13 protein-coding genes are annotated in these 14,161 nt (G+C 42.6%); all 13 read left to right on the top strand.

Annotated features, from left to right (window positions below; all coding sequences use genetic code 11):
* A complete protein-coding gene (locus tag RFF05_RS14540) occupies nucleotides 1–213 on the top strand; it encodes a Maff2 family mobile element protein (RefSeq protein WP_409967763.1) in 213 nt (70 codons plus the stop codon).
* 11 nt (nucleotides 214–224) lie between these two features.
* The gene (locus tag RFF05_RS14545; RefSeq protein WP_409967764.1) at nucleotides 225–1,091 is read left to right on the top strand and encodes a VirB6/TrbL-like conjugal transfer protein, CD1112 family; all 867 of its coding nucleotides are present in this window, start codon (nucleotides 225–227) and stop codon (nucleotides 1,089–1,091) included.
* A 25-nt stretch (nucleotides 1,092–1,116) separates the two neighbouring features.
* Nucleotides 1,117–1,914, top strand: a complete 798-nt coding sequence (locus RFF05_RS14550; protein WP_409967765.1) for a DUF3849 domain-containing protein — start codon at nucleotides 1,117–1,119, stop codon at nucleotides 1,912–1,914.
* Nucleotides 1,914–2,342, top strand: coding sequence for a PrgI family protein (locus RFF05_RS14555; protein WP_409967766.1), 429 nt, complete (start codon nucleotides 1,914–1,916; stop codon nucleotides 2,340–2,342). The genes RFF05_RS14550 and RFF05_RS14555 overlap by 1 nt, the downstream gene beginning before the upstream one ends.
* Complete coding sequence (locus RFF05_RS14560; protein ID WP_409967767.1) at nucleotides 2,257–4,650, top strand: VirB4-like conjugal transfer ATPase, CD1110 family; 2,394 nt, start codon at nucleotides 2,257–2,259, stop codon at nucleotides 4,648–4,650. The genes RFF05_RS14555 and RFF05_RS14560 overlap by 86 nt, the downstream gene beginning before the upstream one ends.
* Nucleotides 4,647–6,380, top strand: coding sequence for a CHAP domain-containing protein (locus RFF05_RS14565; protein WP_409967768.1), 1,734 nt, complete (start codon nucleotides 4,647–4,649; stop codon nucleotides 6,378–6,380). Before RFF05_RS14560 ends, RFF05_RS14565 begins: the two co-directional genes overlap by 4 nt.
* Nucleotides 6,381–6,389: 9 nt before the next feature.
* Nucleotides 6,390–6,638, top strand: a complete 249-nt coding sequence (locus RFF05_RS14570; RefSeq protein WP_409967769.1) for a DUF4315 family protein — start codon at nucleotides 6,390–6,392, stop codon at nucleotides 6,636–6,638.
* The gene (locus tag RFF05_RS14575) at nucleotides 6,625–7,293 is read left to right on the top strand and encodes a CD1107 family mobile element protein (RefSeq protein WP_409967770.1); all 669 of its coding nucleotides are present in this window, start codon (nucleotides 6,625–6,627) and stop codon (nucleotides 7,291–7,293) included. Before RFF05_RS14570 ends, RFF05_RS14575 begins: the two co-directional genes overlap by 14 nt.
* Before the next feature lie 80 nt (nucleotides 7,294–7,373).
* Nucleotides 7,374–8,825 (top strand): DNA topoisomerase, encoded by a 1,452-nt coding sequence (locus RFF05_RS14580; protein ID WP_409967771.1) that lies wholly within the window; start codon nucleotides 7,374–7,376, stop codon nucleotides 8,823–8,825.
* Entirely contained in the window at nucleotides 8,822–10,636 is a 1,815-nt protein-coding gene (locus RFF05_RS14585; RefSeq protein ID WP_409967772.1) for a recombinase family protein, read from the top strand. Before RFF05_RS14580 ends, RFF05_RS14585 begins: the two co-directional genes overlap by 4 nt.
* Before the next feature lie 116 nt (nucleotides 10,637–10,752).
* On the top strand, nucleotides 10,753–11,361 hold the full coding sequence (locus tag RFF05_RS14590; protein ID WP_409967773.1) for a recombinase family protein: 609 nt from the start codon (nucleotides 10,753–10,755) through the stop codon (nucleotides 11,359–11,361).
* Nucleotides 11,362–11,605: 244 nt separating this feature from the next.
* Nucleotides 11,606–12,091: a hypothetical protein gene (locus RFF05_RS14595; RefSeq protein ID WP_409967774.1), complete on the top strand. Its 486-nt coding sequence runs from the start codon at nucleotides 11,606–11,608 to the stop codon at nucleotides 12,089–12,091.
* 77 nt (nucleotides 12,092–12,168) lie between these two features.
* On the top strand, nucleotides 12,169–13,926 hold the full coding sequence (locus RFF05_RS14600) for a hypothetical protein (RefSeq protein ID WP_409967775.1): 1,758 nt from the start codon (nucleotides 12,169–12,171) through the stop codon (nucleotides 13,924–13,926).
* The last annotated feature ends 235 nt before the right edge of the window (nucleotides 13,927–14,161 follow it).

A 14,161-nucleotide genomic window follows, 5' to 3' on the forward strand; every position in this document is an offset into this window, starting at 1 on the left:
ATGGATTTTTTTACATCAGCAATCGGAGTATTACAGACACTTGTTATCGCACTTGGTGCAGGTCTTGGCGTGTGGGGTGTTATTAACCTGTTAGAAGGTTACGGCAACGATAACCCCGGTGCAAAGTCACAGGGAATGAAACAGCTTATGGCTGGCGGTGGTGTTGCACTGATCGGCACTACACTCGTACCATTGCTTTCTAGCTTGTTTTAAGGTAAAAGCCTATGCAATCTATCATCGACGCTATCAATGAATGGCTAAAAGAATTGCTCGTCGATGGAATCATGGGAAATCTAACAGGCTTGTTTGACACGCTTAACTCGGAAGTTTCTCGTGTCGCAGGTCAAGTAGGACAGACACCATCGGCATGGAACGGTGGTGTCTTTTCTATGATTGAAAATCTTTCGGATACTGTGATAATGCCCATTGCGGGTATTATACTAACCTTTGTGATGTGCTATGAACTGATACAAATGGTTATAGAGAAAAACAATATGAACGATTTTCCGCCATCTGACGTATTCAAATGGATATTTAAAACTTTTATTGCCGTCACTATCGTAACAAACACATTCCCAATTATTATGGCAATCTTTGATGTAGCACAAAGCGTAGTGCAAAGTGCTTCAGGGGTAATTCTAGCCGATACAGCCATCGGACAAAACGCTTTAGATAACTTGGAAACAAGCCTTGAAGCAATGGATGTCGGTCCATTGTTAGGATTGTATATGCAAAGTTTCGTCATGGGAATTATCATGTGGGCATTAAGTGTCTGCATTTTTATCATTGTATATGGGCGTATGCTCGAAATTTATCTAATGACATCACTAGGAGCAATCCCTCTTGCTACAATGGGCAACAAAGAATGGAGCAGCATGGGACAAAACTATTTGAAAGCACTTTGTGCGTTGGCATTTCAGGGCTTTTTAATTATGGTTTGTGTCGGTATTTATGCTGTGCTAATTTCGTCTATTGCAACAAGTGGAGATCCAATCGCAAGCATTTGGACTTGCATGATGTATACGGTGCTACTATGCTTTAGTCTTTTTAAAACAGGGACTTTGAGTAAATCCATTTTCAATGCACACTAATTAAAATTACAACAAGGAGGTTTGTATGACAGATAACAGACCATTTTACCCTCATTCTCTCAATGAGGCAAAACGCAATGACGATGTAGAAACATATTATCAATCTCATCGTGCTAATGTCGAGTGCAAACAGGCAATCGAAAATATAATTGATAAAAATTATGACGGATACAGATTAAAGCCAGACCTTGCAAAACAAATGATTCAGCAGTTTGGGTTTGATCGTACTGCTTATGTACTGGCAAGTTCCATCCAGCAAAAAGATTTTGATGGTCGCATCTCTGCTAATAATAAATCTTGGGCAAAAGAGATTTTTGTGCCAAAAGACATAGTAGCGGGACTGGACAGGCGTGGCGAATTTCTCATAGGGCAACATTCAGGGTTGCTTGATATTTTCGCTAATCAATATCGCAAGGAGTATCTTGCTCTAAATTTGTGGGATAAAGAGCAAGTACATTTGGCAGATGGTTTGGACTTTGAAAAAAAGGTGCTTGTATTAAAGCCATCGGTACTCAATGAGCAACACAAAACACGAGATGAACAACTTTTCTATGCTGTGGGTGGCTTTGGTTGTATGCCAAACAAAACGGGCAGAAAAGTGATGGGTGAATTTTTGCTTGATGGTGAAAATGCCCACTTCTATCGTGAGGACTTTATGGGTGAAGCCAAAGCAGAATTACTGCCAGCGTGGGCAAAGGAAAAGTTGGTTCAAAAAGAAAAACCATCGGAAACTCGTGCTTCTGTATTGGATAAACTGCAAGAAAAAAAGGCAGATGTGACCCACACAGCAAAACCACCCACCAAAGATAAGGAGGTGCGTTAATGGCTTATGTGTCCGTGCCAAAAGACCTAAACGAAGTGAAAACAAAACTCGTGTTTAACCTTACCAAAAGGCAACTGATTTGTTTTTCCCTTGGTGCTTTGGTGGGGCTGCCTACATTCTTTTTGCTAAAAAGTATTCACACCACACTTGCCACCCTTGTGATGATGGCAGTAATGTTTCCCTTTTTTATGCTTGCGATGTATCACAAGCACGGACAACCTTTGGAAGTGATTTTAAAGCAGATGTACGAAGTAAAATTTGTAAAACCCAAAGCAAGACCCTATCAAACCAAGAATTTTTACGCATTACTAGAGAAACAATTCGATTATAAAAAGGAGGTGTATGCCGTTGTTAAAAAAGCAAACCAAACTCAGCCGAGCCGAAAAGAAAGAACTAGCAGCAATCATGGTAAGACACAACGCCAGTAACGGGAAAGAAAAATCAGCACAGGATAGTATTCCCTATGAACGATTATATCCCGATGGCATTTGCAAGGTAGAGGGCGATTTCTACTCCAAAACCATCTTATTTGAGGACATCAACTATCAACTGGCAGAAAATGAAGATAAAACAGCTATCTTTGATGGTTGGTGTGATTTTCTCAACTACTTTGACCCACAAATTAACTTTCAACTGAGCTTCTTAAACCTGATGGGCAATGAAAAGACCTTTGAAGATAGCATTACCATCAAAGAGCAAGACGATGCCTTTAATGGTATTCGTCGTGAGTATAGCGAAATGCTCCTATCACAGCTTTCTAAAGGTAACAATGGTATTTTAAAACGCAAATACTTAACCTTTGGCACCAATGCCAAGAACTACAAAAAAGCGAAGCCACGACTAGAACGCATTGAAAGTGAAGTGAAAAGCAACCTCAAAAGACTTGGAGTGCGTATGGAGAGCCTTGACGGAAAAGCAAGGCTCAATCTATTCCATAATATGATCCACATGGATGACAACCAAAGTTTTCACTTTGATTGGAAATGGCTTGTGCCAACTGGTCTATCCACCAAAGATTTTATTGCTCCATCTTCGTTCTACTTTGGCGATGCCAAAATGTATAAGACGGGCAATCGTGTGGGAACAGTATCTTTTCTACACATTTTAGCACCTGAAATCTCGGACAGAATTCTTGCTGACTTCTTAGAGATTGACGGAAACCAAAGCATTACCATTCATGTGAAATCCATCGACCATATCAAGGCGGTGAAGATGGTAAAGGCAAAACTAACCGACCTAGAACGCATTAAGATTGATGAACAGAAAAAGGCAGTACGCAGTGGTTACGATATGGATATTCTATCCTCTGACCTCGCCCTTTACATCACCGATGTGAAAAAGCTATTGCAAGACCTACAAAGTAGAAATGAGCGATTGTTTTATTTTACTTTGATGATTTCCCATACCGATGTGACCAAGGATAAGCTGGACAACACTGTATTCGCAGCAACAAGCCTTGCACAGAAAATGGGGTGTGTACTCTATCGCTTAGATTATCAGCAAGAAGAAGGCTTTATGTCTATGTTGCCCCTTGCTAAAAATCGCATTGACATCAATCGCAGTATTAACACCACTGGTACGGCAGGCTTTATGCCCTTTACTACAAGTGAACTATTCCAAAAGGGTGACGGTGCGTTGTACTATGGCATCAATGCCATTTCCAACAATCTGTTGATGGCTGATAGAAAGCTATTAAAGAACCCTAATGGTTTGATACTTGGCACTCCTGGTAGTGGTAAATCATTTTCGGCAAAACGTGAAATCGTCAATGTATTCTTAATCACCAATGATGATATTGCCATCCTAGACCCCGAAAATGAGTATTCTGCCCTTGTTGAAATCCTAGAGGGGCAAGTCATCAAAATTTCGCCACTCTCCACCCAATATATTAACCCAATGGATATTAACATTGAGAACAGCGAAAACGAAAACCCATTGATTTTGAAATCAGACTTTATCCTATCCTTGTTTGAAATTATGATGGGCAAGGTAGAAGCTGATGAAAAAAGTATCATTGACCGTTGTTTACAACTGGTGTATATGCCCTATATGGCTGACCCTATCAACACCCCTATGCCTATTTTAGAGGACTTATATAACAAAGTCATTGAGTATGGTGGCGAAAAAGCAAAGCATATTGCCGATTGTATGCAGATTTATGTAACAGGTAGCTTGAATGTATTTAACCATCGTACCAATGTAGACGTACACAACCGAGTGGTTTGTTACGACACCAAAGAACTGGGTAATGCCCTAAAAGAATTTGGTATGCTTGTTGTGCAAGACCAGATTTGGAGCAGGGTTTCCAAAAACCGTGATAACCGAAAATCTACACGCTACTACATCGACGAAATGCACTTGCTTTTGGGCAAGGAACAAACAGCCAACTACACCGTGGAAATTTGGAAACGCTTTCGTAAATGGGGCGGTATCCCAACTGGGCTAACGCAAAATGTAAAAGATTTTCTCTGCTCTCCCCAAGTGGCGAATATCTTTGAAAACTCTGATTTTGTATACTTGCTCAATCAAGCTGGTGGGGATAGAGAAATTCTTGCCAAGCAGTTAAACATCTCCCCTCATCAACTCTCGTATGTGACAAATTCGGGTGCTGGCGAGGGACTTTTGATTTATGGCAGTATTATCATTCCGTTTGTTGACCACTTCCCAAGAGATACCGAACTGTATCGCATTATGACCACCAAGCTAGATGAAACAGTGAGTGGTGATGTCAAATGAGCGATAAGGTGACAAAAGCAAAAAACAAACTGGATAAGGCTGTTGCCAAGCGAGATAAACTAGATGCCAAAATTCCGAAGAAGAAAAAGCAACGTCTTTATGAAAAGGAATCAGCCAAAAGCACCTTGAAGTTTAGCGAGGATATGCCAAAACCATCGGCAAAACTACTGGATAAACCCAAAGGTGCCAGTGGCATGGAACGTGTCGTACAAAAAGCACCACAAAACACCTTGAAAGCTACCATTCATCAAGAAATCTCTAAAAATGAAGATGATAATGTGGGTGTTGAGTCGGTGCATAAGACGGAGCAATCGGCTGAATTTGCTTATAATCGTACCAAGTCAGCCTATCGCCATCAAAAGGAAAAGCCGTACTTGAAGCTGGAAAAGGCAGAAACAAAGGTACAAAAGGCAGGTGTCAATTACTCGCATCAAAAGGCACTTGCCAGTGATCCCAGCGTTGCCAGTAATCCTATTTCTCGTTTTCAGCAAAAGCAAGCCATTAAAAAGCAATATGCAACGGCATTTAGGCAAGGTGGACAATCCACTGCCAGTGCTGTAAAAGCTACGGTACAAAAAGGAGCCAGTGCTGTTTCTACTGCGGTATCTGCTGTGGCGAAAAACCCCAAGGTATGGCTTGTAATAGGCTGTGCCTTTTTACTCATTGTGATAGTGGCAAGTGTGGTTTCTTCCTGTTCGGTTCTTGTAACAGGTAGTTTATCCCAAACAGTGGGAACTTCGTACCCATCAGAAGATGCGGATATTGTAAGTGTGGATAACCAATACACACTGATGGAAACCAACCTACAAGCAAAGATAGATGGGGTTGAAAGCACCTATCCAAACTACGATGAATATCGTTATAACCTTGATAGCATTCACCACAATTCCCATCAGCTTGCTGCATACCTCACGGCACTGAAACTTTACTATCAAGCAGGTGCGGTAGATGGGCAATTACAAACCATGTTTGATAACCAATATACCCTTACTATCACAAGTGAAGTGGAAGTCAGGTATCGAACGGAAGAACGCACAGGCACTTATACCACTACCGATGAAGATGGAAATGTAACGGAACACGAATATACTTATGAAGTGCAAGTACCATACAATTACTACATTTTAAATGTCACCTTGGATAATAAAGGTGTGGACACTGTGGCAAATGATTTGCTCAGTGCCGAGGAACTAGAAATGTATCTTGTCTACAAAGAAACCCAAGGTAACAAACCACTTCTCTTTGGTGGTGGCAGTACCGATGGTAGTCCGTCTACCGATTTAACAGGTGTTGTGTTTGTAGATGGTGAACGTACTGGAAACCAAAATATAGTAGATATTGCAATGACCCAAGTAGGAAATGTAGGTGGCGAACCTTATTGGAGTTGGTACGGATTTGATAGCCGTGTAGAATGGTGTGCTTGCTATGTTTCGTGGGTACTGAATCAAGCTGGGTACAGCGAGCCTAAATTTGCTTCTTGTCAAAGTCAAGGTGTGCCATACTTCTCATCGCAAGGCAGATGGGCAAGCGTTGGTTATGCTGATATTGCCGCTGGCGATGTCATTTTCTTTGATTGGGATGGCGACAACAGCGCCGACCACGTTGGTATTGTTGTGGGTACAGATGGTAGTCGAGTATATACCGTTGAGGGCAATAGTGGCGATGCTTGCAAAGTGCGTGACTATGCTATAAATAGCTCTGTGATTATGGGGTATGGACTAATGAACTAGGAGGATTTTATGAATAAAAAACTAAATAAAATAACTGCTGATATTGCCAAGACCGAAGAAAAAATCTTAGCACTACAAGGCAAACTCAAAGTCTTGCAGAAAGAAAAAACTGACCTTGAAAATTTGGAAATGATTGATTTTCTAAGGAAAAACAAAACGGATTTGCAAGGCTTACAGGAACTTTTAACAAATCTAAATATGGATCACGGAAACGTGGTGCCATTGAGCATGGAGGAAAACCGTAATGAAGATAACTAAATGGATGATAACGACACTCGCCGTCATGGTATTTGCGTTCTCCACTTCTACTGTTGCGTTTGCAGGTGGCAGTGAAGATATAGAGCCTGTCAGCGAAGAAGTAGAGCTTATTGCAGAAGTCAATGCAGACGCAGCACTTACACCAGACGGAAATCTAACCCTTGTAGACGATATAACGGTTACGGATGAAAGTAGCAAGCAGTTTATTACTGCTGTGTCTAAAGATGGCAACTATTTTTATATTGTCATCGACCGTTCCGATGATAGCGAAAATGTATATCTACTGAATTTGATTGATGAAGCTGACCTTGTGGCACTTACCACGGGTGAGTCTGTACCACTGATACCAAGTGAACCAACGGTGGAAGAACCCACCCCTGAACCTACACCCGAAGTCACCGAACCTGAAGAACCTATCACAGAGGAAACAGATAATAATTCGGTTTTATTGCTTGTTTTAGTATTAGGTATTGGCGGTATCGGTGGTGCGTATTACTTCGTATTTGTAAAAGGTAAAAAAGGCAAGAAAGAAAATGTTGCCCTCGCCTTTGATGAAGATGAGGACGAATACAGTTTAGATGATGCCTTTGGCGAAGAAGAAACTGTCAATGAGGATGAGGATGATTACGATCCAAACGATACCGAACCAGTGTAACAGGTTCTAGCACAGATAATAAGGCAGCAATCAATGAAATAGTTGGTTGCTGTCTTTTTTTATGAAGGAGGTCAAACAACATGAAGTTAGTAATTGCAGAAAAGCCATCGGTGGCAATGAGCATTGGTAAAGTGCTTGGTGCAACTGTAAAAAAAGATGGTTATGTAGAGGGCAATGGATATGTAGTTTCTTGGTGCGTAGGGCATTTGGTAGGTCTTGCAAGTACCGAAATGTATGATGAGAAGTATAAAAAATGGGTGCTTGATGATTTGCCCATTATTCCATCTACCTTTGAATACACCGTTGCACCTGATAAGCAAAAACAATTAAAGGTGTTGAGCAAACTGTTAAATCAAAAAGATATTGATGCCGTTATCAATGCTTGCGATGCTGGGCGTGAGGGCGAGTTGATTTTCCGATTGGTGTATCAGCTTTCCAAGTCCACTAAGCCCGTAAAAAGATTATGGATTTCCTCTATGGAGGACAGTTCTATCACTGATGGGTTTGCCAGTTTAAAAGATGGTGCAGAGTTCGATGCCCTGTATCAAGCGGCAGCGTGTAGACAGCAAGCTGACTGGCTCGTTGGTATCAATGCTACAAGGCTATTTTCGTGCCTGTATAATCAGCAGTTAAACGTAGGGCGAGTGATGTCACCCACCCTTGCGATGATTGTGGAACGCAATGCAACCATCGGTGCATTTAAAGCAGAGCCATTTTATAACGTGGTATTAACTACTGATAATGTTAGCTTTTCATCTGAACGCATGAGTGAATTGTCACAAGCTGAAGCCATGAAACAAGATTGCCAACACACACCACTTACCATTACCAATGTGGAGCAAAAAGAGAAAACCGAAAAACCACCAAAGCTATACGATTTAACCACGCTACAACGTGAAGCCAATCGCAAACTTGGGTTTACAGCCAATCAAACCCTTGAATACACCCAAAGCCTATACGAAAAAAAGCTAGTGACCTACCCTAGAACGGATAGTAAATTTCTAACAGCTGATATGGAAAGTACGTTACCACTGGTGGCAGGTATTTCTATGCAGTTACTTGGGTTGGATGTGGATACACCAACAAACACCCACCCTGTAATTGATAATAGCAAGGTCAGCGACCACCATGCCATTATCCCAACAAAATCGGCAGATGGTTATGACATTGAAACGCTCCCTTATGGCGAAAAATCTGTTTTGACCTTGATTGCTTTAAGGCTTTTATCTGCATTGGGCGAAGTCTATCAGTATAGCGAAACCACCATCACTGCCACTTGTGGTGAACATAGCTTTTCGGCAAAAGGCAAAACGATAACAAACACTGGCTTTAAGCAATATGAAAAAATGCTCAAGCTAGAAGAAAGTGATACTGCCACCACCTTGCCTACAATGGCAGTGGACGATCTGCTAGATACGTTTCAAGTAGAAATCAAAACAGGTAAAACAGCACCACCAAAGCAATTTACCGATGAGATATATTATCAAGGGAAGATAAGAAATCTGGCATCTGAAAGGAGTCCTCCCTTATGAAGAAATCAAATAAATTAGTTGAAAAAGTAGCCTTGTATGCACGCTTATCCCGTGATGACGAAACTTCTGGAGATAGCAACAGCATCGTCAATCAGAAGAAATTGCTAGAGGATTATGCCAAGAGCCACGGACTGACCAACTTTGTCCATTTCTCCGATGACGGCTACACTGGGGCAAATTTTGACCGTCCTGCATGGAAGAAGATGGTGGCTGGTATTGAGAGCGGAGAAATTACCCATGTCATTACCAAGGACTTGAGCCGAATTGGACGTGACTATCTGCAAGTGGGCTTTTACACCGAGGTCATGTTCAAAAAGCACAACATCCGCTTCATTGCCATCACCAACGGAGTGGACAGTAGTAAGCACGAGAGCAGTGAGTTTGCCCCCTTCCTCAACATCATGAACGAGTGGTATGTACGAGACACCAGCCGTAAAATCACTAGCGTTCTGCGTACAAGGGGGATGTCTGGGGTGCCTACCAACAACCACTGCGTTTACGGCTACAAGAAAGACCCCGACGAGCCTACAAGGTGGGTGGTGGATGACGAGGCCGCCCAAGTGGTGCAACGCATCTTTGCTATGTCGATGGAGGGCAAAGGGGTCTATCAGATTGCCCGTGCCCTAGCGGTTGAGCAAGTAGACAGACCCTCCTATTATTTAGCCCAGAAAGGGTGTGGCAATCATCAAGGCAACTGTAACCCCTCAGAGCGGTATACATGGCGTGGTGCCACTGTTAAGAGCATCCTAGAGCGACAGGAGTATCTAGGGCATACTGTGAACTTCAAGACCTACAAGGAGAGCTACAAGGACAAGATAGCCCTCAAACGCCCCAAGGAGGAGCTGGTTGTGTTCCATAACACCCACGAGGCCATCATTGACTTCGATACATGGGAGCGAGTACAGGAGCTGATAAAGACCACCCGACGTGGCAACCGATACGGGGAGGCGAATCCGCTCACGGGTCTCTTGTACTGTGCCGATTGTGGGGCAAAGATGTATAATCACCGTGGGCTCATGGGCAAGGCGAGAGATTGGAAGGGCGACCCCACAGGGAAACCCAATAAACCGAGGGATGTATACACTTGTTCTAGCTACAACTTGGGGGTGCAAAACTACGGCAAACGCTGTTCCGCTCATACCGTTCAGACCAGTGCGGTACACGCACTGGTGCTTGATGCCATTCGAGGTGCTTGTCAATTCGTCAACACCCAAGAGGAGGAGTTTATACGGCAAGTCTGCACCGACTCTGGTGTATACCGCCAGCAACGAGCCAAGCTACTTCGCCAGAAAATCCAAAGCGATGAAACCCGTTCCGAGGAACTAAAGCGGCTTATTCGCAAGCTCTACGAGGATAATGTAAACGGCAAGCTGTCTGATAAGATATTTGAGCAAATGATAGCTGATTTTGAGGGAGAGTTTGACGACCTCACCCAGCGTATCACCCAGACACAGCAAGAGCTTGATGCCATCACCGACGAGACGGTACAGGCAGAGCGATTTGTGGCACTTGTAAAGCGACACGCCCAATTCGACACCCTAACCCCTGCACTGATTAACGCATTTGTTGAGAAAATTCTAGTACATGAACCCGTGGGGATAGGCTATAAGCGGACACAGGATATAGAAATCTTCTTCACCTTCGTGGGTAAAATCCATATTCCCGACCAGACCCCACCCTTGAGTGAGGAGGAAATTTCCATCTTAGAGGAACAAGACAGACGCAGAGCGAAAAAGGCTGAATATAACAGACGTTACATGGCAAAGAGACGGCAAACACTAAAGTCACAACAGGACACCATCACGGCATAACAACCACATATAGAAGTGAAACGACTGAGCGGCCTTGGGCTGTTCAGTCGTTTTGCTATTTCTATCAACAACTCCCATAGGTTACAATGGGAGCCAAGAGAAAGGGGGTATATATCATGCCCACAACATACGGTTACGTCCGTGTTAGCACGAAGGAACAGAATGAGGACAGACAGCTCATCGCCCTCCACGAGGTTGGGGTGACGGACAGTAAAATTTACATCGACAAGCAATCGGGGAAGGATTTTATCCGTCCTCAGTACAAAAAACTGCTGAGAAAGCTGAAAAAAGACGACCTACTCTTTATCAAGAGTATTGATCGTCTAGGGCGCAACTATGAGGAAATCTTAGAGCAATGGCGAATTTTGACCAAGGAGAAGGGCATCGACATTGTGGTGCTAGATATGCCCCTACTGGACACTCGCCGTGGCAAGGACTTGATGGGGACATTCCTCAGTGACATTGTGCTCCAAGTGTTGTCCTTCGTGGCAGAGAACGAACGCACCAACATCCGCCAACGGCAAGCCGAGGGCATCGCCGCCGCCCAAGCCAGAGGGGTACGCTTTGGCAGACCACCAAAGCCACTGCCCGATAACTTCCATGAAGTCTATCAGCGGTGGAAAGGGGGCAAAATCACAGGGCTAGTTGCCGCCCAAGAGTGCCAAATGCCAATGGCGACCTTCCGCTACCGAGCGGAGATTTACGAAAAAGCCAAGTTATTGTAAGTGGGGTGGATTTACAGGAATGTGTAGGTTTCTGTAATTCTACCTCACATTGTTCTTTGCTATATAATACCACAACATTTACCAAAAAACAAGTGATTATCAGATAAAATACAGAGTACTCGCACTCGTATTTCCACTTACAAAAAACTACACATTGTTAACAACGATTTTCTGTGAGCCCGTCACTTATTAACTACTACGTTCGTAGGATGTTCACAGAGTTGGATTATTGAGGAGGAGCAAAATGTCACTAAATGTTTTTTTCGGCAAAGACCCCACAGCTAGATATGAGCGTATGACTTATATCAAGGAACTCATCAAAAAATGGGAAAAAGGAGGGACTATACTTATACTCATTATGAGTCTCTTCTCATTCTGTATGATGCTTTTTTCTGGGCAAATGAGCATACCAATGTTGTTGCTTATGGTCGTTATCATGGTTGTAAATGTGTTTATCAGTGGGAAAATCATGGGTAAAATTTACGGCTGGACTTGGTATATGCTCAAAATCAGAGAACTCAGAATAGACCCAGATGCGTTATTGGCAGGAGCCACAAGTGCCGCTTTATTTTCGGCATTGACGACTGGCAGCGTAAAAAGTGGCTTGAAGGGTTGGTGCATCGGGGCTTTTCTTGTCGTGTTTATAGGACTTTTCTTTGGATATATAGCAGCTATTCGCTATGAAATAGAGTATCTTTTTCTCAAAAAGAAAGTGAATTGTGCAGCTTAAACAAACGCAAACAGCATCTAAACTTTATTATAAACAAAGACGTGATGTCTGCGGATTTGCGAAAGGAATAAATTGAAATGAAAAGATTTTTACTACTCTGCTTATCATTGGCATTATGCGTGTCAATGGTTGCTTGTGGAGAAAAAACTGATGGCGGTACTCAAACATTAGATGAGACACAAGGAATCACGTCGGCAACTATCTCAGACGAGGACTTGGTTCTCGAAGTTGCGAAACGCTATATGACAGCCGTAGAGCAAAATGATACCCACACCATGGCTGATTGTATGGATCCTAACTTGCAAGGGACAGCAGAAGGAACGGCTGATATTCTCGGCAATTTACTGGGTGTTGGTGATGTGGCTGACACTGCTATATCTGCACAAGGTTATTTTGCTCAAGCTACATTAGATTCACTGGGACTGACATTAGAATATACATATTCAGGGATTGAAGGCAATCCAGTGGTGAATAAAAACGATGCCACCATCACACTTGTATATGATTTGTTTGCCACAGATGGCACCAAAGAGCTTTCTGCTCCACTCATTGCAGAATTTGAATTGCTGAAAATGGATGAGGATTGGTACTTGAAAGCGGAGCCTGTCACGACCATAAACGAAGATGATATTGTAACCAATGGATTTGACATTCCACAAGTGATAACACCAGAAAATATCGTTGGAAAGAACATCAGTGAGGTTGAGTTTGCAACGTTAGCACCTTTTACAGATGGCTATGCAGCTATTGATGTTGATATGTATCAAAGTGAAGCGGCTGACAAAAGAATCACAAGAACTTGCTTTATCGATGAACAAGGAACCATATTGAGTTGCTTAGAGTACGAATATAACCTTGCACCAACTTCCAGCAACAATAAACTAACGGATTTTTCCAATGGCACCTATTGGATTTTGCACAACCTTTCTCCAGAAGAAAATGCCTTGATGGATGTATACGGAAACAATCTGTACACCGGAGACGCAACGCTTTACAAAACCTTTGCTGGCGTGAGTGTCATGTATACCAAAGAAGAAACATTCAACGGAAATGTATACCAAGTAGGATTTTTAGGTCATGACGGCACCTGGATAGAGCCATTGAGTGAAGATAATATACTGGCACCTTACATGAATAACAATGAAAATGTTTCGGTGTTGCAATTTGAGGACAGTTTCCTGTTTGAACTGGCTGGGGACATCTATTATTCCCTGGATACAAAAAAGACATATCCTACTTCCCAGGTCAAAAGCCTAGGAATCAGTTCCGCAATCAATGACGGTGTTCTGGTTTCAGAGGACGAAGACGGTCTGTATCTCATCGGAGGGTATGGATACGGCAACAAAGTTGGTAAATTTATATACAACGGGGAAACGTATGATATGGTATCGATCATAGACAATTCCTCATATTCCTTCGAAATTTATTGGCATGATGACGAATTGATGTTGCTAGATTCCCATGAGGAAACCAATTTTTATGATTTGAACGGACAAATGGCAATTGATTTATCGGAATATGACTTGCTATCGTTGCCGTATTTTGTTGGGGAACGAGCAATCCTGAATATGTCCTCACCAGACGGTGTTGCTTTTTATACGATGATTGACAAAACAGGTGCATTTCTATTTGAACCCGTCAAAGGCGATGGAGGTACGTTGATAACAGAAAATCTAATTTACAGAGACCATTCTCTTGTGGACGATAACGGAACGATTATTTATGAATTCAAAGAGAAGGAAGAAGTTGAGATAGGTAGCGAAATGATATCGGTCACAGATTGGAACGAAGGAATTTGTTATTATGTCACATTTGACGGCACGAGAATAGGATGATATAACGAGTTAATCTACATTGATGAGTATGGTGTGCCATTGTTTTAAGCTAATAATGCCATACGGAATTATGGCGATAACTGAGTAACCCCCCATCCCTTCCAAAGAAGGGCGCACTTCTATACAGGGTCTTACGACCTGTATTTTGTGCTTGAAAGCGACCAAGAGAGAGACCACCGTAACAAGTGGCCTCTCTCTTTTTGCGTCACTACGTTCCGAAACAAGGGACTGCCTC

Origin of the sequence: Bengtsoniella intestinalis, assembly GCF_039719005.1 — a bacterium.
Taxonomy (GTDB): domain Bacteria; phylum Bacillota; class Clostridia; order Oscillospirales; family Oscillospiraceae; genus Oscillibacter; species Oscillibacter intestinalis.

Excerpts from the sequence above, each read along its gene's own strand:
- RFF05_RS14550 (WP_409967765.1), top strand. The coding sequence starts at position 1,117 with ATGACAGATAACAGACCATTTTACCCTCATTCTCTCAATGAGGCAAAA.
- RFF05_RS14565 (WP_409967768.1), top strand. The coding sequence starts at position 4,647 with ATGAGCGATAAGGTGACAAAAGCAAAAAACAAACTGGATAAGGCTGTT.
- RFF05_RS14585 (WP_409967772.1), top strand. The coding sequence starts at position 8,822 with ATGAAGAAATCAAATAAATTAGTTGAAAAAGTAGCCTTGTATGCACGC.
- RFF05_RS14555 (WP_409967766.1), top strand. The coding sequence starts at position 1,914 with ATGGCTTATGTGTCCGTGCCAAAAGACCTAAACGAAGTGAAAACAAAA.
- RFF05_RS14590 (WP_409967773.1), top strand. The coding sequence starts at position 10,753 with ATGCCCACAACATACGGTTACGTCCGTGTTAGCACGAAGGAACAGAAT.
- RFF05_RS14600 (WP_409967775.1), top strand. The coding sequence starts at position 12,169 with ATGAAAAGATTTTTACTACTCTGCTTATCATTGGCATTATGCGTGTCA.
- RFF05_RS14540 (WP_409967763.1), top strand. The coding sequence starts at position 1 with ATGGATTTTTTTACATCAGCAATCGGAGTATTACAGACACTTGTTATC.
- RFF05_RS14570 (WP_409967769.1), top strand. The coding sequence starts at position 6,390 with ATGAATAAAAAACTAAATAAAATAACTGCTGATATTGCCAAGACCGAA.
- RFF05_RS14575 (WP_409967770.1), top strand. The coding sequence starts at position 6,625 with ATGAAGATAACTAAATGGATGATAACGACACTCGCCGTCATGGTATTT.
- RFF05_RS14560 (WP_409967767.1), top strand. The coding sequence starts at position 2,257 with ATGCCGTTGTTAAAAAAGCAAACCAAACTCAGCCGAGCCGAAAAGAAA.
- RFF05_RS14595 (WP_409967774.1), top strand. The coding sequence starts at position 11,606 with ATGTCACTAAATGTTTTTTTCGGCAAAGACCCCACAGCTAGATATGAG.
- RFF05_RS14580 (WP_409967771.1), top strand. The coding sequence starts at position 7,374 with ATGAAGTTAGTAATTGCAGAAAAGCCATCGGTGGCAATGAGCATTGGT.
- RFF05_RS14545 (WP_409967764.1), top strand. The coding sequence starts at position 225 with ATGCAATCTATCATCGACGCTATCAATGAATGGCTAAAAGAATTGCTC.